The organism is Stenotrophomonas sp. LC732 (genome assembly GCF_052446685.1).
Lineage (GTDB): Bacteria > Pseudomonadota > Gammaproteobacteria > Xanthomonadales > Xanthomonadaceae > Stenotrophomonas > Stenotrophomonas muris.
This window is the reverse complement of record NZ_CP199214.1, coordinates 4,527,313-4,548,407: the sequence shown is the minus strand read 5'-3', so window position 1 is coordinate 4,548,407 and position 21,095 is coordinate 4,527,313. Positions and strand designations below refer to the sequence as shown.

Sequence of the window (21,095 nt, the reverse complement as noted above, 5' to 3'; positions counted from 1 at the left end):
GACGCGCCCTGCCCGTTCAGCTGCCGCTGGCTGCCGGCTCAGCGCTGGCAGTGGCTGCACCAGACGCTGGCGCGCTGGCCGATGGTGGCGTGCTTCAGCGCGCGGCCACAGTTCGGGCAGGGCAGCCCGTCACGGCCGTACACCAGCAGTTCCTGTTCGAAGTAGCCCGGCGCGCCATCGGGGCTGATGAAATCGCGCAGGGTCGTGCCGCCACGGGTGATGGCATAGCCCAGGATCTCCTTCACCGCGTCGGCCAGCCGCTGGTAGCGTTCGCGCGAGATCTTCCCAGCCTCGCGCAGCGGACTGATGCCGGCCTTGAACAGGCTCTCGGCGGCGTAGATGTTGCCCACGCCCACCACCACCGCCTGGTCCATCAGGAAGGTCTTCACCGGCGCACTGCGGCCACGGCTGCGCGCAAACAGGTAGTCGCCGTCGAATCCCTCGTCCAGTGGCTCCGGGCCCAGCCCCTGCAGCAGCGGGTGGATCTCACCGGCGGGCTGCCAGAGCAGGCTGCCGAATCGGCGCGGGTCGTTGAAGCGCAGCAGGCGGCCGTTGTCCAGACTGATATCCACATGGTCGTGGGCGCGCAGCGGTGTGTCACCGGGCAGCACGCGCAGGCTGCCGGACATGCCCAGGTGCAGCACCGCGCTGCCGATGGCGGTATCCAGCAGCAGGTACTTGGCGCGCCGGCGGATGTCCTCGATGCGCTGCCCCGGCAGCAGCTCGGCCACTTCCGGTGGAATCGGCCAGCGCAGGTCGGCGCGGCGCAGGATCACGCCATGCACGCGGCGGCCCTGCAGGTGCGGCGCCAGGCCGCGGCGGGTGGTTTCGACTTCGGGCAGTTCAGGCATGCAGGGATTCTATCCCCGCTCTGCGGCCGGCACCTGGCCGTCGATGCCGGGGAATGATCCCCGGCATCGACCGGTGTCAGGCGTCCTGCCCGGCGCGCGCAGGCTCCGCCGGAACCGGTGCCGCCGCGGCGGAACGGTCCGGGAACAGCGACGGCAGCGTTTCCACGAACCGGGCCAGGCACTGGTCGCTGTAGCGCTCGGCCGTCTGCTTGACCAACGCATAGTCGTCGGCCTGCCAGGCTTCCAGGGGTGCGGCCACCGGTGCGTCGACCTGGCACTGCACGCCTTCGCCACCGACCAGGCGCAACAGCTTGCGGGTATACGGGAAGCCGACGTGCTGGGTCTGGCGCAGCTCGTACTGGGTATCGGCATCGCCCAGTTCCTTGTAGATCAGGGTGAAGCCATCGGCGGTGATCTGCACCGGCCGTACCTCTGCCGGCACAGCGCCCGGATGCGCGGTGAAGTACTCGGCCAGGCGCATGCGCACCTGGTCCTGCAGGTAACCGAAGGCCGGGTTCGGAACGGTCTCCACCCGGGTTCCCTTCAGCTGGTCCTTCTTGAACGAGCTGCCGCCGAGCGTGCCGGAAAACAATGACACGGCAACCTGCGCGGCCACCAGCTTGCCGGTGGTGGAACGCTGCACCAGGCGCAGCGTCTTGTCGCCGACTGGCTGGCCATCCGCGCCCATCTGCAGCTTCACGCTCACCGGCACCCGGCTTTCCCAGGCAGGCAGCTCCGCCACGGCGGCGACAACGCCGGCATCAGCGGCGGGAACGTCTGCAGCCGTCGCCGTGTCGGACGGGGCGGTCGGGGGTGGCTCGTTGGCCAGCACAGGCGAGGCGATGACGAGGCTGCCGAGCAGCGCGGCCGCCAGCAGGGGTGGGTTCGATTTCATGGGGGATCCTTGGGTCGTGTCGGGCCAGTGCAGGCGATTCCGTTCGGCATCGATCATCGCAATGGCACCGCACTCCCTTCCATGTCCTTCCCCCTACCGCGATCCATCGCGGTCGACATGCCAGATCGCCTTACCCGTGCGGATCGACCGGTACCCGGGATCGCGTCGAACCCACCATCGGCAGCACGCCGGGAATCTTTAGCGCGGAGGCGCCGCCAGTTCGCGCGCATCCAGGAAACCATCACCGTTGGCATCCTGCTTGTGGAAGCGCTGCACGATCACCTGCCGCTGCTGCTCGCGGCTGATCGCCCTGCCCTTGCCACCGGGCAGCTCCTCGGCCGTCAGCACACCATCACCGTTGCGGTCCATGCGGTCGAAGGCATACAGCATCCACTGCACGTACTCGGCCTCGCTGACCCTGCCGTCGCCATCGCTGTCCATCCGCTGCAGATAGCTGGCGGTGTCGGTGACCTGGGCCAGCGCCGCGCCCGGCAGCAGTGCCGCCAGCAGAAGCCCGTACCCTGCCCTCACGCGCCCACCAGGCTGTAGCCCTTCAAGCGTGCGGCGTAGGCCTGCAACGCCGCGATACCGCTTTCCTCGGCCTCGCGGCACCACGCCTGCAACTGGTGCAGGCGCTCAGCGGCGTCGTGGCCTCGGGCTTCCAGCAACGCCGCCAGCCGCGCGCGGTACTCGACCAGGGTGCGGATGCGCGGGCGCTGTGCCACCCATGCGCTGAGCTGGGCACGGCTGTCCGGCTTCAGCCAGCGACCATCGTTGACCAGTCCACGGCGCAGCCGGCGCGGCAGCAGGCGGCGCAGCTTGGCTCCGGCCTGGGCGGCTTCCTCGCGCAGGGCCGGCATGAACACATTGCGCTGGTAGTCGGTCATCGCCTGGAAGCGATGCGACAGCAGCGCCTTAAGGGTCTCGGCATCGGGCACGGCAATGTTCGGACGCACGTCCATGGCCGGTGCCACCCGCAGCACCTTGGCCAGGCGCAGCGCCTGCAGCAGGCGGATCGCACTCCAGCCGATGTCGAATTCCCAGCGCCGCATCGCGAAGCGCGCCGAGCTGGGGAAGGCATGGTGGTTGTTATGCAGCTCCTCGCCACCGATCCAGAACCCCCACGGCGTGAGATTGGTGGAGGTATCGGCAGACTCGTAGTTGCGGTAGCCCCACCAGTGGCCCAGGCCGTTGACCACGCCGGCTGCCCAGAACGGGATCCATGCCATCTGGATCGCCCACAGGGCCACGCCGGGCAGGCCGAACAGCACGCTGTTGATCACCAGCAGCAGCACCGGGCCCAGCGTGGCGTGCGGGGTATACAGGTGGCGCTCGATCGCATCGTCCGGGGTACCGCGCCCGTACTGTTCGATGTCCGCGCGCATGCCGCGTGCCTCCCGGTACAGCTCCACGCCGTGCCAGAACACCCTGCCGATGCCGCGGGTGACCGGGCTGTGCGGGTCGTCCTCGGTCTCCACCTTGGCGTGGTGCTTGCGATGGATGGCCACCCACTCGCGGGTGATCATCGAGGTGGTCAGCCACAGCCAGAAACGGAACACGTGGGCCAGCGCCGAGTGGAAATCGACCCCGCGATGGGCCTGGCTGCGGTGCAGGTACAGGGTCACCGAGAAGATGGTGATCTGGGTGAAGACCAGCAGCACTGCCAGCATGGCCCACCACCCCAGGCCGAGCACACCACCGGTCAACAGGGACATCAGGGCATCAGGCATGACGGCTCTCCGGATCGACGCGGGGATGGCAGACATGATGGCCGCTTGCGTTGCAAACTGCATCCCTGCGGCGATGTATCGCATCGCCATCCGTGGCACCGTTCACAGTTGGGGACCTGAGTTGTCGAGCCTTGATCCACGCGCCAGCGCCATGACCGCCGCCCCGCCCGTCGCGGAGCTGCCCCCCTTGATCGAACTGGACCGCGCCACCGTGGTGCGCGGCCAGGTGAAGGTGCTGCACGGGCTCAGCCTGCGCATCGCGCAGGGCCAGCACACCGCCCTGCTCGGCCCCAACGGCTGCGGCAAATCCACCTTCATCAAGCTGATCACCCGCGAACTGTATCCACTGGCGCAGGGCGACGGCACGGTGGCGGTGAAGGTGCTGGGCCAGAACCGCTGGCAGGTGGACCGGCTGCGCTCGCAGCTGGGCATCGTCACCGGCGACCTCAGCAGCAACCTGGCCGACATGCCCGGCCTGACCGTGGAACAGGCGGTGCTGTCCGGCTTCTTCGCCAGCTACGTGGTGCCGGCCTTCCGCGAGGTGACCGCCGACATGCGTGCACGCGTCGGTGAAACGCTGGCGATGACCGGCGCCCTGACGCTGCGCGAGCGCGCCTATGCCGAGCTGTCGGCCGGCGAGACCCGCCGCGTGCTGATCGCCCGCGCGCTGGTCAATCGACCGCAGGCACTGCTGCTGGACGAACCCTCCACCGGGCTGGACCTGGTCGCCCGCGAGCAGCTGGTGGCGACCATGCGGGTGCTGGCGCAGCAGGGCATCACCCTGGTGCTGGTGACCCACCACATCGAAGAGATCATTCCCGAGATCGAGCGCGTGGTGCTGCTGCGCGATGGTCGCGTACTGGCCGACGGCACCCGCGCCGAGCTGCTGCGCAACGAACCGCTGTCGGCGGTGTTCGGCGGCGCGATCACCGTATGCGAGCAGGAAGGCCGGCTGACCGCGTACGCGGGGTGATCGACATGCCACTGTAGAGCCGAGCCGATGCTCGGCTGCTCCTGATCACGACAAACAGCAGCCGGGCATCGGCTCGGCTCTACAGGATGCAATGCAGCGGGCCGGATATCCCGGCCCGCCACCGCCGTGCTCAGAACCGCAACGCCAGCGCGCGCGACTCGATCGGTGCCATCCGGCTCTGGTCCTGCAGCTGCAGGTCGCGCAGTTCGTACGGCGCACCGAAACCGGCCGGCAATGCGGCCTGGTCGAACGGCAGCACCAGCTGGCCTGCACCGGGGCCATCGAACCACGCCGCCGCATGTGCCTGCGCGACCGGCTTCAACTGGCCATCGCGGGCCGTGGCGTACAGCGTGCCGCGTGCTTCGTAGCGGCCAGCGGCGGCCACCTGCAGCGGCAGTGCCACCTGGCGGCTGGACGGGTCCGGTGCCGCCTGGCCACTGAAGCGCGCGGTCGGCCGTGCCACCGCGAAAGCCACCTTGCCGTCGCGCAGCACGCCATCGGCCTGGGCGAACACCTGCAGTTCCCACAGCCCCTGCACGCTGCCGAGATCGGCGGGGATGCGCACCTGCGCGCGCAGGCTGCCGTCGGTGGTGCGCAGCAGGCGCTGCGGCCAGCTGCGGCCATCCGGTGCGACCAGCAGGGCTTCACCGCCCAGGCCGCCACGGCGCGATGCCAGCTGCGCGGTGGTGGCGCCGTCTTCCAGCAGGCGTGCCTGCAGCTGCACGTTGCCACCAGCCAGCACCTGCGCCTGGTTGGCCTGCACTTCCAGCCGCAGCGGGCTGTTCGGCTCAAGCACCTGCACCACATAGCGGCCCTGCGCCTGCGTGCTCTGCAGCGTGTACGCACCGGCCGAACTGGTCGCGCCGGTGCGCAGCATGCTGCTGCCATCACTCACCGGCATGCCGGCATCCTGCAGCGCGCGCGCATCGACACTGCGGGCCACGCTGCTGCGGCCGGCCGGGTCGCGCACCTGCAGGGTGTTGGCCGGCAGCGCGCGGGCACCTGCGGCCGGGCTCAGCTGGATCACCGCATCGGGCGCCGTCAGCGGCAGGTCCAGGCCGCGTTGCAGCTGCGTGCCATCGACCTGCTGCCAGTAGCTGCGGCTGACCGAGGCATACGGCGTGGCCGCCTGCAGCGGTTGTGCCGGGTCCAGCGCCCAGGCAAAGGACAGCGGCGCATGCTCGCTTTCATCGGCGGGCAGCGGCGCGGCCACCAGTGCGGCAGGCACCTGATCGCCCGCGCGGGCGGCCTGCAGCGGCTGCGCGGCCTGCGCTGCGGAAAGGGACAGCACGGCCAGCAAAGCACTGGCCAGCAGGGTGGAATGGTTCGTCATGGTCATCTCCCTCACTGGTTCAGGTCGTTGCGCAGCAGGGTGCCGAGGCCGAAGCACTCGCGCCGGCTCTGGTTGTGGCTGAGTGGTTCGGCGCCCTGGGTGCGTGCCTTGTCGGTGAACCAGGTGGTGCCGGCAGCCTTCTGGCTGCTGCACTCCAGGAAGCCATCGGAGCAGGACGACAGCCAGTTCTGGGTGAACTCCAGGCCGACATTGGCGGCGTAGCCACCGCAGTAACTGTTGCTGTCCCACACCGCCGATTCCACATCGCTGCCGACCACCGCACGGAACGGTTTGGGCAGCGCCGGGCGACCGGCCGTGCCGTACAGGTTCTGCGCGTTGTAGGTGGCCATGCTCGCCACCTGCTGCTGGCGTACCGCGTCGTTCTTGTAGCCCAGCAGCCAGCCCAGCGACGTTTCGAAGGTATTGCCGTTGAGCACCGCATCGGCCAGCGGCGTGCCCGCCGAGGACGGAGCCAGTGCATTGACCTTGCGCACCGTGCGGATGATCTTCGGATAGCGGCTGTCGTAGGTCGGGTTGGACAGGATCCAGCGCATCACATTGCCGCCGTTGGAGTGGGTGATCACCACCAGCTGGGTGATGCCACGGCTGTCGATGAAGCCGGTCAGCTGGTTGGCCAGGCAACCGGCCGCTTCCGGTTTCCACATGTACTGGGTGAAGTCACAGTTGATGACGACGTAGTTGCTGCTGTTCGGCAGGCCCTGGCGCACGGTGTCGATGATCGCCGGCTGCCAGTAGTCCTGGGTGGCATTGGTCTGCGCGCCGGTGCCATGCACGAAGGCCACGCCGACCACGTCGGCGGCCTGCGCCGGGGCGGTTGCCAGCCCGAGGAGCAGGGCCAGGGCGGTACTTCCTGTTGCGGTGCTGCGCATCGCTTCTCTCCCTCTGTCAGTGGATCCCCCCGACCCGGCTGGAACTGGACGGCCTCTCGACCCCGTTGTGTCGATGCTCGCGGCGCAGGCGCGTGAAAGTCCGTGCGCTGCGCCCGGATTCAGGAGACTGACGACACTCGATGACGTTTTTCATACTGCCCCGATGACCATGCCGGGTCTGGCCGTATGACCGATGGCCACTGCGGTGTCGCATACGGGCTGCGATCATGACGCGATGTTTTTCCTCTGGAGCCGTCCATGTCGCTGATTTCCCACACCCCCCGCCCACTGCTCGGTCTCACCGTTGTCGCGGTCCTGGCTGGCTGCGCAGCCACCGCCAGCAAGCCGACCGCCGTCGAAGCCAACATCACCACCAAGGCGGTGGGCTATCTGGACACGAGCGCGGTTCCGGCCAGCCTGGACCTGGTGCCGGCACCACCGGCGGCCGGTTCGGCCGCCCTCGCCCTGGACGAACAGGTCAGCCGTGAAGCCCGCGCGCTGCGTGGCAGCCCACGCTTCGCCCAGGCCGGCGTCGATGCGGAACTCGGCTTCCCCGAAGGCGCCAACCACTTCTCCTGCGCCGCCGACATCGACGTCGATGCAGTGAAGACCCCGGCGCTGTACCGACTGCTGGAGCGCAGCCGGATCGACGCCAGCGCCGCCACCAAGGCGGCCAAGAACCACTACCAGCGCCCGCGCCCGTTCATGGTCAACGGTGAGCCGACCTGCTCGCCGAAGGACGAGGACGGCCTGCGCAAGAACGGTTCCTATCCGTCCGGCCACACCTCGATCGGCTGGGCCTGGGCCCTGATCCTGTCGGAGATCGCGCCGGACCGCGCCGATGCCATCCAGGCCCGCGGCCGCAACTACGGCGAGAGCCGCCTGGTGTGCAACGTGCACTGGCAGAGCGACATCCTCGAAGGCCGCTTCATGGGCGCGGCCGCCGTGGCCCGCCTGCATGACAACGCTGCCTTCAACAAGGACCTGCTGGCCGCACGCAAGGAGATCGAGGCGGCGCGCAAGGCCGGTCGGCACTCCAGCCGCGACTGCGCCACCGAGAATGCGGTGCTGAAGGTGCGCCCGCAGAGCGCGCTGTAAGTGATGGTCCGGGGTCAGAGCCCTTCCCTGCGGAAAGGGATCTGACCCCGGCGCGGAATGCCGACCCCATCGGGGTCGGATCCCTTTCCGCAGGGAAGGGCTCTGACCCCGCACAGCAGAAGGGCCGGCATTGCGCCGGCCCTTCTGCATTGCATCAACGCAGCCACCGCATCAGAACTTCGCGGTGAACTCCACGCCCCAGGTACGCGGCTCGTTGAGGAAGCCGGTCAGGTTGTTGAAGTCGATCGCGCCGACCACGCGGGTCTGGTTGGTCAGGTTGCGACCGAACACCGCCACGTCGTACTGGCCGTAATCCCAGTTGTAGCCCAGGCGCAGGCCGCCTTCCAGCGAACTGCGGCCGCGGAATTCCGGCGACTCGTAGATGAAGAAGTTCACCGCACTGCGGTAGGCCCAGTCGGTGTAGGCGTACAGCTCGCTGCCATCGCTGAGCGGGAAGCCCACGCGCAGGGTCGCGTTGTGGATCCACTTCGGCGCCTGCGGCAGCGGGTTGCCGTTCACCAGCGCATAGGTCTGGCCGTTGATCACCGTGGTCGGGTCGGTGATGGTGCAGCCACCGCCGCAGATCGCCACCGCCAGGTTCTTGTCCTTGATCTCGGTGTCGTTGTAGCTGCTGCCGAAGGTCAGCAGGACGTTGTCGGCCAGGTAGGCCTCCAGGTCCAGCTCGACGCCCTGGCCGATGGTCTTGTCGGCGTTGAGCAGGGTGGCGGTGTTGTTGCTGCCGCCCACCGCGATCAGCTGCTGGCCATCGACGTTGTAGCGGAACACGCTCAGGCCCAGGCGCGCGCGGCGCTCGAACAGGTCGGCCTTGATGCCGGCCTCGTACGAGATCACCTTCTCCGAATCGGCCTGCGACAGGCCTGGCGCGAAGGCCAGGCGGCCCTGGATCGACGGCGCGCGGAAGCCCTTGGCCACGCGGGCATAGGCGTTGATGTCGTCGGTCAGCTTGTAGACGCCGCTGACATCCCAGCTGACGTCGTTGACGTCGGTGTTGGCCAGGTACGGGCCACTGACCGGGGTGCCGAACGGAACGGCCTGCAGCACGCTGGCGCTGAAGTCCTTCTTGTCCTGGGTGTAGCGCACGCCGGCACGCAGCTTGAAGCGGTCGGTGACATCGAAGTCACCCGAGGCGAACACCGCCCAGGCCTTGTTGCGCTGGTTCTGCACCACGTGGCCGGTCTGCGGATTGCCCGGGGCCAGCGAGTCGTAGTTGAAGTTGTTGATGGTCACGTCTTCATCGAAGTAGAAGACGCCGGCCTGCCAGTCGAAGCGGCCCCACTCGTTGGACTCGATGCGGACTTCCTGCGTCCACTGGCGGTGATGCGGCAGGCCGTCAGCCGACTCCGACGAGAACGGAATCAGGCCGGGGCCGTAGTTGCCGGCGCCAAGGAACGCCGCGCCGTAGCCACCGTCAATGTCACCGCGGTTGAGCGATTCGGCGGTTTCGTAGCCGGTGATCGAGTGCAGCGTCACCGAGCCGAGGTTCCACTGCAGGCGCGCGCTGCCACCCCAGGTCTTCAGGTCGGAGAAGTTGACGCCGTCGTTGGCCACCTTGTCGCGATCGAAGTTCTCGACCAGCGAGTTGCCACCCTTCTCGATGATGTTGGCGCGGAACAGGCGGGCGGTGCCATTGAGCTTGCGCTTGTGCAGGTTGAACAGCGCTTCGAAGTCATCGCCTTCGTACAGGAACTGCACGCGGCCTGCGGCTTCGTCATAGCCTTCGAAGCCACTGTTGGGAGCGCCGACGCGGGTGTTGTCGACCCAGTCATCGCGGCGTTGGTAGATCGCCGAGACGCGTGCCGACCAGCGATCGGTCAGCGGGCCGCCGTAGGCGCCCTGTACGTTCCAGCTGTTGTAGCTGCCGTAGCCGACGCGGATGTAGCCATCGGCATCCTGCGACGGACGCGCCGAATCGAACTTGACCACGCCGGCCGGGGTGTTGCGGCCGAACAGCGTGCCCTGCGGACCACGCAGCACTTCCACGTTGGCCAGGTCGAACAGCGGGAAGCCCTTCAGCAGAGGGCTTTCCTGCACCACGTCGTCGTACACCAGCGAAACCGGCTGCGACGCATTGAGGTCGAAGTCGGTGTTGCCCAGGCCGCGGATGTAGAAGCGCGGGAAGGCACGGCCGTAGGACGACTCGATGTTGAGGCTGGGCACGCGTGCGGCCAGGAAGCGGATGTCATCGCCGGCCGAACCGAGCACATCCAGCTTCTCGCCCTGGATCGCGGAGAGCGCGACCGGCACGTCCTTGGCGTTCTCGACACGGCGCTGCGCGGTCACCTGCAGGGCGTCGAGGGCAACCGGATCCTTGGCAGCGGGGGTTTCCTGGGCGGCTGCTACCAGCGGCAGCAGGGCGGAAAGAGCGGCAACGAGGGGGCGCGCGACCGGAAATCGGCCACGGGAAGTGCGGGTCGGGGACATGGCGGTAGGCTGTGTTTGGAGGGGTGGTAAAACGGCGCTACCAGATAATTGTTGCAATACAGCACCTACGCCGCAAATGCCCGCCGTTCATGGCCCCGTCGCCGGCACCCCCGGGCGCTCGCTAGACTCGGGGTTTCCACGCGACGGACCCGCCGCCATGACCCAGTGGTACTTCCATGCCTCCGCCCAGGCCGAGCGCATCGGCCCGCTTGATGACGGGGCCGCACGCCGCTACGCGCAGGCCAATCCACGCGCCCTGGCATGGTGCCAGGGCATGAGCGGGTGGACGCCGATCGCCGAGGTGGCCGAGCTGCAGGCTCCGGCCCCGGGCATGCCCAACACACCGCCGCCGGTCCCGGTCGCCGCCGGCGCCAGCGGCCGCGCCGACGACATCGAGTTCCGCATCGTCGGCCATGAAATGCAGTTCGTGGAGATTGAGCTCGACCCCGGCGAGAGCGCCATTGCCGAGGCCGGCGCCTTGATGTTCAAGGACGCCACGGTACAGATGGACACGGTGTTTGGCGCTGCCAACGGTGACCAGGGCGGCTTCATGGGCAAGGTGATGGCCGCCGGCCGCCGTGTGCTGACCGGCGAGAGCCTGTTCGCCACCGTCTACACCCAGAGCGGGCATGGCAAGGGCAAGGTCGCCTTCGCCGCGCCCTACCCCGGCACGGTGCTGGCGATGAAACTGGACCAGCACGGCGGCCGCCTGATCTGCCAGAAGGACAGCTTCCTGGCCGGCGCGCGCGGCGTGCAGATCGGCGTGCAGTTCCAGCGCAGGATCATGACCGGCCTGTTCGGCGGCGAGGGCTTCATCATGCAGAAGCTGGAAGGCGACGGCTGGGTGTTCATCCACGCCGGCGGCTGCGTGATCGAGCGCGAGCTGGCCGCCGGCGAGCGCCTGGACGTGGATACCGGCTGCGTGGTGGCCTACCACTCCAGCGTGGACATGGACGTGCGCCGGGTGGCCGGCATCAAGAGCATGCTGTTCGGCGGCGAAGGCGTGTTCCTGGCCACGCTGACCGGCCCCGGCAAGGTCTGGCTGCAGTCGCTGCCGTTCTCGCGCCTGGCCGGCCGCATGTGGATGGCCGCACCGCAGGGCGGCGGCCAGAGCCGCGGCGAAGGCTCGGTGCTGGGCGGCCTGGGCCGGATCCTGGATGGTGACAACCGGTTCTGACCCACTCATTTGGTAGGTGCCAACCTTGGTTGGCACATTCCTTCAGCGCGCGACCAGGCATTTGTGCGGACCAAGGTCCGCACCCACCAGAAGCGATTCACGTTTTTTTTGCTGAATAGGGAGTTCCCCCCACCCTGCCCGCCCCGCCACGGCTTCGGTATGCTGGCGCCCTTTCCTGAATCCAGCGCCGCGAGCGCACTGCCGATGAGCCTGTTCCGCCCCCGCATGCTGCTGTCCGTCGCCCTGATCGGCCTGCTGGCCGGCTGCGGTGGCGACCCGGTCCGCCCCACGCCGCCGCCGGCGCCGACCGTGGTGCCGCAGGCCAAGCCGATCAGGATCGGCATCGCCCTCGGTGGCGGCGCGGCCAAGGGCTTCGCGCACATCGGCGTGATCAAGATGCTGGAAGCCAACGGCTTCGAGCCGGCCGTGGTCTCCGGCACCAGCGCCGGCAGCGTGGTCGGTGCGCTGTATGCCAGCGGCATGGACGCCTTCCAGATGCAGAGCAAGGCAGTCGCGCTGGACGAAGCCAGCATCCGCGACGTGCGCCTGTTCTCCGGTGGCCTGGTGCAGGGCCAGAAGCTGCAGGACTACGTCAACGAGCAGGTCGCCAACCGTCCCGCCGAGCGCCTGAAGAAACCGTTCGCCGCCGTTGCCACCCAGCTGGAAACGGGCGAGCGCGCGATCTTCGTGCGCGGCAACGTCGGCCAGGCGGTGCGCGCGTCGAGCAGCATCCCCGGTGTGTTCGAGCCGGTGAAGATCGGCGGCCGCAACTATATCGACGGCGGCGTGGTCAGCCCGGTGCCGGTGGATGCCGCGCGCCAGCTCGGCGCCGACTTCGTGATCGCCGTGGACATCTCCAGCAAGGCCAGCGGCAAGGCACCGACGGACATGCTGGGCATCGTCAACCAGTCCATCTCGATCATGGGCCAGCGCCTGGGCGAGCAGGAGCTGGCGCGCGCCGACATCGTCATCCGTCCGAAGGTACTGGACATCGGCGCCGCCGATTTCAGCCAGCGCGGCACCGCGATCCTGGAAGGCGAGAAGGCCGCAATGGCGGCCATGCCGCAGATCCGCGCGAAGATCCAGCAGTTGCAGCGCGCGCGCGCCGCCGCAGCGGCACCCGCGCCGGTGGCCGCACCAAAGTGCGAGGAAGCCTCGCGCCTGGGCAAGCTGATGGGCCGCAAGGACAAGTGCTGATCCATTGATGCCAGGCCACCGGGCACGCCTGGTGGCTGCTCAGGGCTCCAGCTGCGACAACGGCAACGCCTGGAAACCCTTCACCGTTCGCAGCACGAAGCTGGAATTGGCATCGGCCACGCCGCCGGCGTTGAGCAGCCGGTCCAGCAGGAAGTGCGAGAAGTGCTCCAGGTCGCGCACGTAGACGTGCAGCAGGTAGTCCATGTCGCCGGTCAGCGCATGGCAGGCCACCACCTCGTCCCACGCTTGCACGCTGTCCACGAAGTGGCCGATGGCGGCCTGGTCATGCTTTTCCAGCTGCACGCGCACGAAGGCCTGCAGGCCCAGGCGCAGCTGGCGCGGTTCCAGCCGCGCGCCATAGCCGACGATCACGCCCTCGCTTTCCAGCCGCTGCAGGCGGCGCAGGCAGGCCGAGGGCGAGAGGTTCACCCGTGTCGCCAGCTCGGCGTTGGTGGCGCGCCCATCCCGCTGGATTTCAGCCAGTAGACGTATATCCGTGCGATCGAACTGGACTTCTCCGGCCATTGTTGCCCCGCAACATGGTGAGTACGCAAGGATATTGCGCCAACAAGGCCAATCGACGCAACTTTTGCAACCCTGTTGCGCGCGCCCTGCCCTAGCATCGTGGGTATCCCGTCAAGGAGTGCCCCATGGACCTCGCCCAGCCCCGCCGCGTCGAACACCAGCAGACCGACAAGGGCTACGTGCCGGTGTATACCACCGCGCTCGTCGAGCAACCGTGGGACACCTACAGCGCCGACGACCACGCCACCTGGAGCACGCTGTACCAGCGCCAGCGCGAACTGCTGGTCGGCCGCGCCTGCCAGGAGTTCCTGGACGCGCAGGACGAGATGGGCATGAGCGCACACATGATTCCGCGCTTCGACCAGCTCAACGAAGTACTGGGCGCCGCCACCGGCTGGACCCTGGTCGGCGTTGAAGGCCTGCTGCCGGAACTGGATTTCTTCGACCACCTGGCCAACCGCCGTTTCCCGGTGACCTGGTGGATCCGTCGCCCGGACCAGATCGATTACATCGCCGAACCGGACCTGTTCCACGATCTGTTTGGCCACGTGCCGCTGCTGATGAACCCGGTGTTCGCCGACTACATGGAGGCGTACGGCCGTGGCGGCGTCAAGGCCCACGCGATCGGCCCGGATGCACTGCAGAACCTGACCCGCCTGTACTGGTACACGGTGGAGTTCGGCCTGATCGATACGCCCGACGGCCTGCGCATCTACGGCGCCGGCATCGTGTCGTCGAAGGGCGAGTCACTGTACTCGCTGGAATCGCCCGCGCCCAACCGCATCGGTTTCGACCTGCAGCGGATCATGCGCACCAAGTACCGCATCGACACCTTCCAGAAGACCTACTTCGTCATCGACAGCTTCGAACAGCTGATGCAGGCGACGTCGCCGGACTTCACCCCGATCTACGCGGCACTGGCCGACCAGGCGCATCTGCCGGCGGGCGAGGTGCAGGGCGATGACCGCGTGTTCCAGAAGGGCACGGGTGAAGGCTGGGCCGACGGCGGCGACGTGTAAGCGCGTAACGCACACCGCTCCGCAGTGGAAACGGCGCACCCTGGTGCGCCGTTTTCGTTGTTGCCTGCACCGTTCTGTCGCGACGGCGCAGGCGAGGGCAGGACACTCAGCCGTCCACGGCCCGGCAGGAACCGCGCACCATCAGTTGCGGATGCACGCTGGCCGCAGCCGGCGCCTCCGGTACGTCGGTCTGCACCAGCATCGCGGCAGCCATGCGGCCGATGTCGGAGACGTGGCGGCGTACCGACGTCAGCGGCGGCCACAGCCGCGACGCCAGCGGGCTGTCGTCGTAGCTGACGATCGACAACTGCTGCGGCACCGCGATGCCCGCACGCAATGCCACCTGGTAGACGCCCGCGGCGATTTCGTCGTTGCCGGTGAAGATCGCACTGGGGCGTTGTCCGCCCATCAGCAGGCGTTCGGCGGCATGCACGCCGGACTCGAAGGTGTCGCCCGCTTCCAGCACGCGCTCGCCCGGCAGGGTCACGCCGACCTGGGCCAGCCGATCAAGGAAGCCGTGGGTCCGCTCGCGGGCAGCGCGCCGGTCACCGGGACCGGCAATCACCGCGATGTCGCGGTGGCCGAGCGAGAGCAGGTAGCCCGCAGCCGCCGCCGCACCATCGCGATCGTGGGTGACCACCGCCTGCACGTCTTCTTCCGACGCATGCGCGTTGATGCGGATGTGGCGGCAGTCGATCGCGTCGAGCATCTGCGCCAGCGCCATCGATTCGGAGGCGCGCGGGCCGAGGATCACGCCATGCAGTTTCTGCTGCTGCACGAAACGGCGCACGCCGTCCGCACAGTCCGGATCCTGGCTGTTGCACGGGTGCACCACCAGCTCATAGCCGGTGCCGCGCAGCGCTTCCAGCGCGCCGTGCTGCAGGTCGACAATGCATTGGGCGCCGGGGTCGTCATACACCAGGCCGATCAGGAAGGAGCGGCGGAACGCGAGTCCGCGCGCCAGCGGGTCGGGCACGTAACCGACCTCGCGCATCAACGCCTCGACCTTGTCGCGGGTGTCTTTGCGCACCAGCGGCGAGTTGTTGATGATTCTTGAAACCGTTTTCTTGGAAACTCCCGACAGTCGTGCGATGTCGTTGATCGTGGCAGCCTTGCCTTTCGATGCCGGCAACGCGGCATCGCTCATATTTCGCACTGACATGTATAGAACCAGGTAAGTCGGAGAATTCTAGCCTTGCACCCGTCGGATGCGAAGTTGCGGAACGTCGCAGCGGATCTGAATCGCGTCGTGTTCGACACGTTTTGCTGCGCGAGGTTCCCTTGTGATTGCTCTAGTGCCTCTGCATCTGAACCGTTCTTCTGCGCGTGTTCACCCTGAATGCGGACGCGTCGCGCGCGAACGCCAACATTCCCTTAACCATGCTCCGCTACAGTCAGGTGCATGGGCCTGCAGACCTCTCCGTTTCCGCTGTTCCGTGGCCGCGACCGGTTGATCGCTGCGGTCGACGCCGCGGTGACCGCCGGTGATGCCGGGCGCATCACCGCCGACCTGCAGCTGGCGCTGCAGGAAGCCATAACCGACAGCCGCATCGAATTGCCCGAGTGCGTGCATCGGCCGGTCAGTGATCATTACGCGCGACGTCCGCTGTACCACAGCCGCGAACACGGCTACAGCGTGATCGCCATGAGCTGGGGCCCAGGGCAGGGCACGCCGCTGCACGACCACGATGCCATGTGGTGTGTGGAGGGAGTGTGGTTGGGCGAACTGGAGATCACCCGTTACGAGCTGCTGGAGCGCGCCGGCGAGCGCTGGCGTTTCCACCGCCACGCCACGCTGCGCGGAGGCTGCGGCAGTGCCGGCAGCCTGATCCCGCCGCACGAGTACCACACCCTGCGCAACGCCAGCGACGACGCATTGGCGATTTCTGTGCACGTGTACGAGTCGCAGATGGAGCGCTCGGCGGTGTTCGACCCGCTCGGTGGCGACTGGTACCAGCGCCGCATCCAGGCACTGCAGGCCGACCCGGCCTGACCGGGGCAGGGCGGGGCGACGCTGCCAGCACCTTCGTGAGCCACGTGGCATCATGCGCCGCTGCGCTGCCGTACCCGGCGGCGATCCGCGATGCCCCGTCGGGCAAGGAGCAAGACCATGTCCAGCGCTGATCCGCGCCTGCGCGCGCTGTTGAAGCTGGCACCGGTGATCCCGGTGTACACCCCCGAAGATGTGAATGAAGCGGTCGACGTCGCCCAGGCACTGTTCCGCGGCGGCCTGCCGGTAATCGAGGTGACGCTGCGCACGCCGCAGGCGCTGGATGCGATCAAGGCGATGGTCGAGGCCGTGCCGGATGCGGTGATCGGTGCCGGCACCGTACTCGACGCCGCGCAGATGCACGCAGCGAAGCAGGCCGGCGCGCGATTCGCGGTGTCCCCGGGTGCCACGCCGGCGCTGTATGCGGCCGCGGGTGATGCCGACCTGCCATACCTGCCCGGTGCCGCCACCGCCTCGGATCTGATCCTGGGCCTGGAGCATGGCCAGGACACCTTCAAGTTCTTCCCGGCGGCGCAGGCCGGCGGCGCTGCACTGCTGGCGGCCTGGCACGGTCCGTTCGCCGATGTGCGCTTCTGCCCGACCGGCGGCATCAGTGCGCAGACCGCGCCGCAGTTCCTGCATCTGCCCAACGTGCTGTGCGTCGGCGGTTCGTGGCTGACCACCCCGGCACTGCTGCAGACCCGCGACTGGGAGGCGATCGAACGCCTGGCCCGCGAGGCGTCCGTGCTGGCCAGCTGAACCTGCTCCGCGAATCTTCAAAGGTTTGATCGTGATCAAAGCGCCGGCCTCGTGCCGGCGTCATTCTGTGGGCAAGCGCACTACGGAGATCCGAACATGAATTCGACCATGAAGGCCGCTGTCGTGCGTGAGTTCGGCAAGCCACTGGTGATCGAGGAAGTCTCGGTACCACGCCCGGGGGCGGGCGAGGTACTGGTCAGGATCGAGGCCTGTGGCGTCTGCCACACCGACCTGCACGCCGCCGAGGGCGACTGGCCGGTGAAACCGAACCCGCCGTTCATCCCCGGCCACGAGGGCGTGGGGCACGTCGTGGCCGTGGGAGGCGGGGTAGGGCACGTCAAGGAAGGCGACAGGGTCGGCATCCCCTGGTTGTACTCGGCGTGTGGCCATTGCGAACACTGCCTGGGTGGCTGGGAAACGCTGTGCGAGACACAGCGCAATACCGGTTACTCGGTCAACGGCGGCTTCGCCGAGTACGCACTGGCCGATGCCAACTATGTCGGCCTGCTTCCGAAGGACGTGGGCTTCGTCGAGATCGCACCGGTGCTGTGCGCCGGCGTGACCGTCTACAAGGGCCTGAAGGTCACCGACACCAAGCCCGGCGACTGGGTGGCGATTTCCGGCATCGGTGGCCTGGGCCACATGGCGGTGCAGTACGCCCGTGCGATGGGCCTGAACGTGGCTGCGGTGGACGTGGACGACAACAAGCTGGCATTGGCCCGGCAGCTCGGCGCGCAGATCACCGTGAACGCGCGTACCACCGATCCGGCCGCCTTCCTCAGGAAGGAGATCGGCGGCGCGCACGGCGCCCTGGTCACGGCGGTCTCACCGAAGGCGTTCGAGCAGGCGCTGGGCATGGTCCGCCGTGGCGGCACCGTCTCGCTCAACGGCCTGCCGCCCGGCAATTTCCCGCTGGATATCTTCGGCATGGTGCTCAACGGCATCACCGTGCGCGGCTCGATCGTCGGCACCCGGCTGGACCTGCAGGAGTCGCTGCAGTTCGCCGCCGAAGGCAAGGTCGCGGCCACCGTCAGCACCGACCGCCTGGAGAACATCAACGACGTGTTCGCGCGCATGCACGCGGGCACCATTGAGGGCCGCGTGGTACTCGACTTCGCTGCCTGACCGCCTGTGCATGGCCGCCGTCGCTCCGTCCCCCTCTCCCACGGACGCGGCGGCCATGCCGATTCATCGGTAGTGCCGGCCGCTGGCCGGCAACGCGGGCACTCTGTGGCCGCCGTACAATGCGCGCATGCCCGGCCTGCTCAAGACCCTGTTCCTGTCCATCGTCGCCCTGATCGGCGGCGTCCTGTCGCTTGCGCTGGTCAGCAGCGTCGCCAGCTGGCTGCCCCCGTTGCTGGGCCTGTCGCCGGACAACAACAGCGTGCAGCTGGGCTGGGACCTCACCTTCAGCGTTCTTGGTGGCATCGCGGGCGTTTCCTTTGCCACCTATTACGCCCCCTGCTGGCCGCGTTCGCATGGCTTCTCGATCTGGTCGCTGATCGCGCTGGGCTGTGGCTACGCGATGTGGACGGCCGGTGCGGATTTCCCGTTCTGGTTCGTCATTTCGCTGCTGGCATCGCTGCCGCTGCAACTGCTGGCCGGTTGGTGGTTCGGCCGGCGCGCCTCGCGCGACGCAGGGTAACGCCGCCTTTGTAGAGCCGAGCCCATGCTCGGCTTTCATGCACATCGACACAGGCAGCCGAGCATGGGCTCGGCTCTACAGGTCCATGCGCGGCAGCGTCTGCTTCAACTGCGCGATGCCCTGCCATGGGTCACTCTTCAGGCGTTGCGCCCTCGCCAGCGCCTTGCCCATGGGAAAGGCGTCGGCAGCACTGATACGCGCCAGTTCCTCCCAGCGCAGCGGCACTGCCACACCGGCGGAATCGCGCGCGCGCAGCGACCACGAGCACACGCTGGTGGCCCCTCGGGTGTTGCGCAACCAGTCGATGAAGATGACGCCACTGCGCTTGGCCTTGCTCATCGTCGCCACATAGCGATCAGGTTGCTCCTTTGCCATTGCCTGCGCAAAGGCCTCGCAGAACGCCTTCGCCTCGTCCCAGCCAGCCTTGGGCTGCAGCGGTACCACCACATGCAGCCCCTTGCCGCCAGACAGCCGCACGAAGCTCTCCAGGCCCACCTGCTGCAGACGATCACGCACATCACGTGCACCCGATTTCACCTGTGCCCAGCTGACGCCGTCGCCAGGATCGAGATCGAATACCAGTCGATCCGGATGCTCGGTGTCTGCTACGGTCGCACCCCACGGATGCAGCTCCAGCGTGTTCATCTGCACCAGCTGAAGCAGGCCCCGTGCGTCGTCGATATAGACATAGTCCTCGCGGCCGCTCTTCTGCTGCAGGGGCACCGCGTGCACCGCGTCGCCCAGGCCGGGGCCATGATGCTTCTGGAAGAAACAGGCCTTGCCCACCCCATCGGGGCAGCGCAGCAATGACAGCGGCCGTCCGGCAATTTCGGGCAGGATCCAGCGCGCCATGCGCCGGTAATAGTCGGCCACGTCGCCTTTGCCCAGTCCCTGACTGGGAAACACCACCCGCTCCGGATGCGTGATCTGGACCTCACCCCCGGCTTCAGCAACTGCTGTTGCGTTGCTCATTCCCAGGTCCTCCTTCTGCTTGTCGCTGCGCAGCCGCTTGAAACTGGCCTGGCGCAGCAGGCCTTCCTTGCCCCAGCCACGGAACGCCACTTCCGCCACCGTCACCGGCTTCACCCAGCGCACGCTGGCGGCGCGGAACGGCACATGCGCCGGAAGCTGCAGCACGGGCGTCTTTACTGCCAGTGGCTGCAATGCCTTGAGCAGCGCGCGCAGGTTCTCGTCGTCGAAGCCGGTACCGACGCGGCCCACATAGCGCAGACCCTCCTTGTCCGGCGTTGCCAGCAACAATGATCCGAAACCCACCCGCGAGCCCCTGGGGGCCGTGTAGCCGACAATCACGAACTCGTCGGTGTCTTCGTGCTTCACCTTCACCCAGCTGCGCGCGCGGGTATTCACGTACGGGGCATCCACCTGCTTGCTGACGATGCCTTCGAATCCGGCCTGGCCACTGGCATCGAACGCCTGCGGGCCCTGGTCGATCACATGTTCGCTGAAGGCCAGGATGCCGGGCACCGGTCCGATGAGATCCTTCAGCAGCGCTTTGCGTTCCAGCAATGGCGCACGACTGATGTCCGCGTTGGCCACACCCGGAAGATCGAACACGATGTAGCGCAGCGGTTGCTTCGAGCTTCCATCGATCACGCGCTGCAACGCTGCGAAATCGCTGCGCCCTTCCTTGTCCAGCACCACCAGCTCACCGTCCAGGCGCGCATCGCGCACCGGCAGCGCCTGCACGGCCTGCACGACCTCGGGGAAGTCATCGGTCCAATCCAGGCCATTGCGGGAGCGGAGCTTCACCTCGCCGTCGTGCAGATCGGCCAGCAGGCGATAGCCGTCCCACTTGATCTCGTGCAGCCAACGCGCGCCGTCCGGCGCGCTGTCGCGATGATCGGTCAATTGCGGTTTGAACCCATGCGGGTAGGGCGTGTCACGTGCGCCGTCCAGTTTCAGCGCGCGCGCATGCCAGCGTGCATCGGCCTTGCGGGTAGCCGTGCGTGCGGCGGGCACAGCACGCCCTGCCTTCCCCCCAGTGCGCTTCATCACGGTGGATGCGCGCTTGGGCACGTGCGCGTCCAGCAGATCGTCTGCTTCGGCATCGCGCGCCTGCTCGTCGTCGCGCTTGATCAGCAGCCACTGCACCTGGCGTCCCTTCATTACCGTGCGCACCAGCTTCCAGCCACCGGCCAGGCGTTGTCCATGCAGTACGAAGTCGATCTTTCCAGCTGCCAGCGCCTGCAGTGGATCGCCTTCGCAGGCCCAGGTGCCCTGATCGAACACCTCCACGTGCCCCGCGCCGTAGTGGCCTTCGGGAATGTCGCCCTCGAAGCCAGCGTAGGACAACGGGTGATCTTCCACTTCCACGGCCAGCCGCTTCTCGCCGACGCGAAGCGAAGGACCTTTCGGCACCGCCCAGCTCTTCAGCACGCCGTCCATCTCAAGGCGGAAGTCATAGTGGCGCGAACTGGCATGATGCAGCTGGATGACGAAGGTTGGCCGCCGCTGCGGATCACCGCGTGCGGGTGTGTCGTCAGGCTCCGGCGTCTGCCCTGTGCCTCCGCCAAGCCGGCGCTTGCGCCGGTACTGGTGCAGCGACATGGT

General features: G+C 67.7%; 19 protein-coding genes. 9 read left to right on the top strand and 10 right to left on the bottom strand.

Annotation, left to right across the window (positions count from 1 at the left end; genetic code table 11):
• Nucleotides 1-38: 38 nt before the first annotated feature.
• The 4 genes from mutM to ACT6SE_RS21355 all read right to left on the bottom strand — a co-directional run bounded on the left by mutM (nucleotide 39) and on the right by ACT6SE_RS21355 (nucleotide 3,476).
• Nucleotides 39-851: a bifunctional DNA-formamidopyrimidine glycosylase/DNA-(apurinic or apyrimidinic site) lyase gene (mutM, locus tag ACT6SE_RS21370; protein ID WP_014645439.1), complete on the bottom strand. Its 813-nt coding sequence runs from the start codon at nucleotides 849-851 to the stop codon at nucleotides 39-41.
• A 76-nt stretch (nucleotides 852-927) separates the two neighbouring features.
• On the bottom strand, nucleotides 928-1,746 hold the full coding sequence (locus tag ACT6SE_RS21365) for a hypothetical protein (RefSeq protein WP_032962360.1): 819 nt from the start codon (nucleotides 1,744-1,746) through the stop codon (nucleotides 928-930).
• 198 nt (nucleotides 1,747-1,944) lie between these two features.
• A complete protein-coding gene (locus ACT6SE_RS21360; RefSeq protein WP_014645437.1) occupies nucleotides 1,945-2,277 on the bottom strand; it encodes an EF-hand domain-containing protein in 333 nt (110 codons plus the stop codon).
• Nucleotides 2,274-3,476: a DesA family fatty acid desaturase gene (locus tag ACT6SE_RS21355; RefSeq protein ID WP_046427644.1), complete on the bottom strand. Its 1,203-nt coding sequence runs from the start codon at nucleotides 3,474-3,476 to the stop codon at nucleotides 2,274-2,276. The genes ACT6SE_RS21360 and ACT6SE_RS21355 overlap by 4 nt, the downstream gene beginning before the upstream one ends.
• Before the next feature lie 151 nt (nucleotides 3,477-3,627).
• Here ACT6SE_RS21355 and ACT6SE_RS21350 point away from each other — a divergent pair, with 151 nt between their 5' ends.
• Nucleotides 3,628-4,449, top strand: a complete 822-nt coding sequence (locus ACT6SE_RS21350; RefSeq protein ID WP_032962356.1) for an ABC transporter ATP-binding protein — start codon at nucleotides 3,628-3,630, stop codon at nucleotides 4,447-4,449.
• Nucleotides 4,450-4,579: 130 nt separating this feature from the next.
• Here the strand turns inward: ACT6SE_RS21350 and ACT6SE_RS21345 are convergent, their stop codons facing one another.
• Nucleotides 4,580-5,782 carry a DUF4785 domain-containing protein gene (locus tag ACT6SE_RS21345; RefSeq protein ID WP_046427650.1) on the bottom strand — a complete coding sequence of 401 codons (1,203 nt, stop codon included), beginning with the start codon at nucleotides 5,780-5,782 and terminating at the stop codon, nucleotides 4,580-4,582.
• An 11-nt stretch (nucleotides 5,783-5,793) separates the two neighbouring features.
• Nucleotides 5,794-6,672, bottom strand: a complete 879-nt coding sequence (locus ACT6SE_RS21340) for a hypothetical protein (protein ID WP_014645433.1) — start codon at nucleotides 6,670-6,672, stop codon at nucleotides 5,794-5,796.
• A 258-nt stretch (nucleotides 6,673-6,930) separates the two neighbouring features.
• Here ACT6SE_RS21340 and ACT6SE_RS21335 point away from each other — a divergent pair, with 258 nt between their 5' ends.
• Entirely contained in the window at nucleotides 6,931-7,770 is an 840-nt protein-coding gene (locus ACT6SE_RS21335) for an acid phosphatase (RefSeq protein ID WP_014645432.1), read from the top strand.
• Nucleotides 7,771-7,941: 171 nt separating this feature from the next.
• Here the strand turns inward: ACT6SE_RS21335 and ACT6SE_RS21330 are convergent, their stop codons facing one another.
• Nucleotides 7,942-10,212 carry a TonB-dependent receptor gene (locus ACT6SE_RS21330; RefSeq protein ID WP_046427638.1) on the bottom strand — a complete coding sequence of 757 codons (2,271 nt, stop codon included), beginning with the start codon at nucleotides 10,210-10,212 and terminating at the stop codon, nucleotides 7,942-7,944.
• Between the two features lie 157 nt (nucleotides 10,213-10,369).
• Between ACT6SE_RS21330 and ACT6SE_RS21325 the strand changes: the two genes are divergently transcribed.
• Together ACT6SE_RS21325 and ACT6SE_RS21320 are read left to right on the top strand one after the other, a co-directional pair.
• Nucleotides 10,370-11,389, top strand: coding sequence for a TIGR00266 family protein (locus ACT6SE_RS21325; protein WP_046427635.1), 1,020 nt, complete (start codon nucleotides 10,370-10,372; stop codon nucleotides 11,387-11,389).
• A 204-nt stretch (nucleotides 11,390-11,593) separates the two neighbouring features.
• Nucleotides 11,594-12,586 (top strand): patatin-like phospholipase family protein, encoded by a 993-nt coding sequence (locus ACT6SE_RS21320; RefSeq protein ID WP_032958418.1) that lies wholly within the window; start codon nucleotides 11,594-11,596, stop codon nucleotides 12,584-12,586.
• A 39-nt stretch (nucleotides 12,587-12,625) separates the two neighbouring features.
• On the opposite strand, the gene ACT6SE_RS21315 is transcribed toward ACT6SE_RS21320, so the two are convergent.
• A complete protein-coding gene (locus tag ACT6SE_RS21315) occupies nucleotides 12,626-13,111 on the bottom strand; it encodes an Lrp/AsnC family transcriptional regulator (protein WP_014645428.1) in 486 nt (161 codons plus the stop codon).
• Between the two features lie 125 nt (nucleotides 13,112-13,236).
• On the opposite strand from ACT6SE_RS21315, the gene phhA reads away from it, so the two are divergent.
• Complete coding sequence (gene phhA / locus ACT6SE_RS21310) at nucleotides 13,237-14,130, top strand: phenylalanine 4-monooxygenase (protein ID WP_032958411.1); 894 nt, start codon at nucleotides 13,237-13,239, stop codon at nucleotides 14,128-14,130.
• Nucleotides 14,131-14,236: 106 nt separating this feature from the next.
• On the opposite strand, the gene ACT6SE_RS21305 is transcribed toward phhA, so the two are convergent.
• Entirely contained in the window at nucleotides 14,237-15,292 is a 1,056-nt protein-coding gene (locus ACT6SE_RS21305; RefSeq protein ID WP_041862907.1) for a LacI family DNA-binding transcriptional regulator, read from the bottom strand.
• 240 nt (nucleotides 15,293-15,532) lie between these two features.
• Here ACT6SE_RS21305 and ACT6SE_RS21300 point away from each other — a divergent pair, with 240 nt between their 5' ends.
• From ACT6SE_RS21300 to ACT6SE_RS21285, 4 genes are all read left to right on the top strand, one after another.
• Nucleotides 15,533-16,123 (top strand): cysteine dioxygenase family protein, encoded by a 591-nt coding sequence (locus ACT6SE_RS21300; protein ID WP_046427623.1) that lies wholly within the window; start codon nucleotides 15,533-15,535, stop codon nucleotides 16,121-16,123.
• Between the two features lie 117 nt (nucleotides 16,124-16,240).
• A complete protein-coding gene (eda, locus tag ACT6SE_RS21295; RefSeq protein ID WP_046427620.1) occupies nucleotides 16,241-16,879 on the top strand; it encodes a bifunctional 4-hydroxy-2-oxoglutarate aldolase/2-dehydro-3-deoxy-phosphogluconate aldolase in 639 nt (212 codons plus the stop codon).
• 96 nt (nucleotides 16,880-16,975) lie between these two features.
• Nucleotides 16,976-18,004 carry an alcohol dehydrogenase AdhP gene (gene adhP / locus ACT6SE_RS21290; protein WP_014645423.1) on the top strand — a complete coding sequence of 343 codons (1,029 nt, stop codon included), beginning with the start codon at nucleotides 16,976-16,978 and terminating at the stop codon, nucleotides 18,002-18,004.
• 127 nt (nucleotides 18,005-18,131) lie between these two features.
• Entirely contained in the window at nucleotides 18,132-18,524 is a 393-nt protein-coding gene (locus ACT6SE_RS21285) for a hypothetical protein (protein WP_014645422.1), read from the top strand.
• A gap of 75 nt (nucleotides 18,525-18,599) precedes the next feature.
• Here ACT6SE_RS21285 and ligD read toward each other — a convergent pair whose 3' ends face one another.
• The gene (gene ligD / locus ACT6SE_RS21280; protein ID WP_046427617.1) at nucleotides 18,600-21,092 is read right to left on the bottom strand and encodes a DNA ligase D; all 2,493 of its coding nucleotides are present in this window, start codon (nucleotides 21,090-21,092) and stop codon (nucleotides 18,600-18,602) included.
• Nucleotides 21,093-21,095 lie beyond the last annotated feature (3 nt).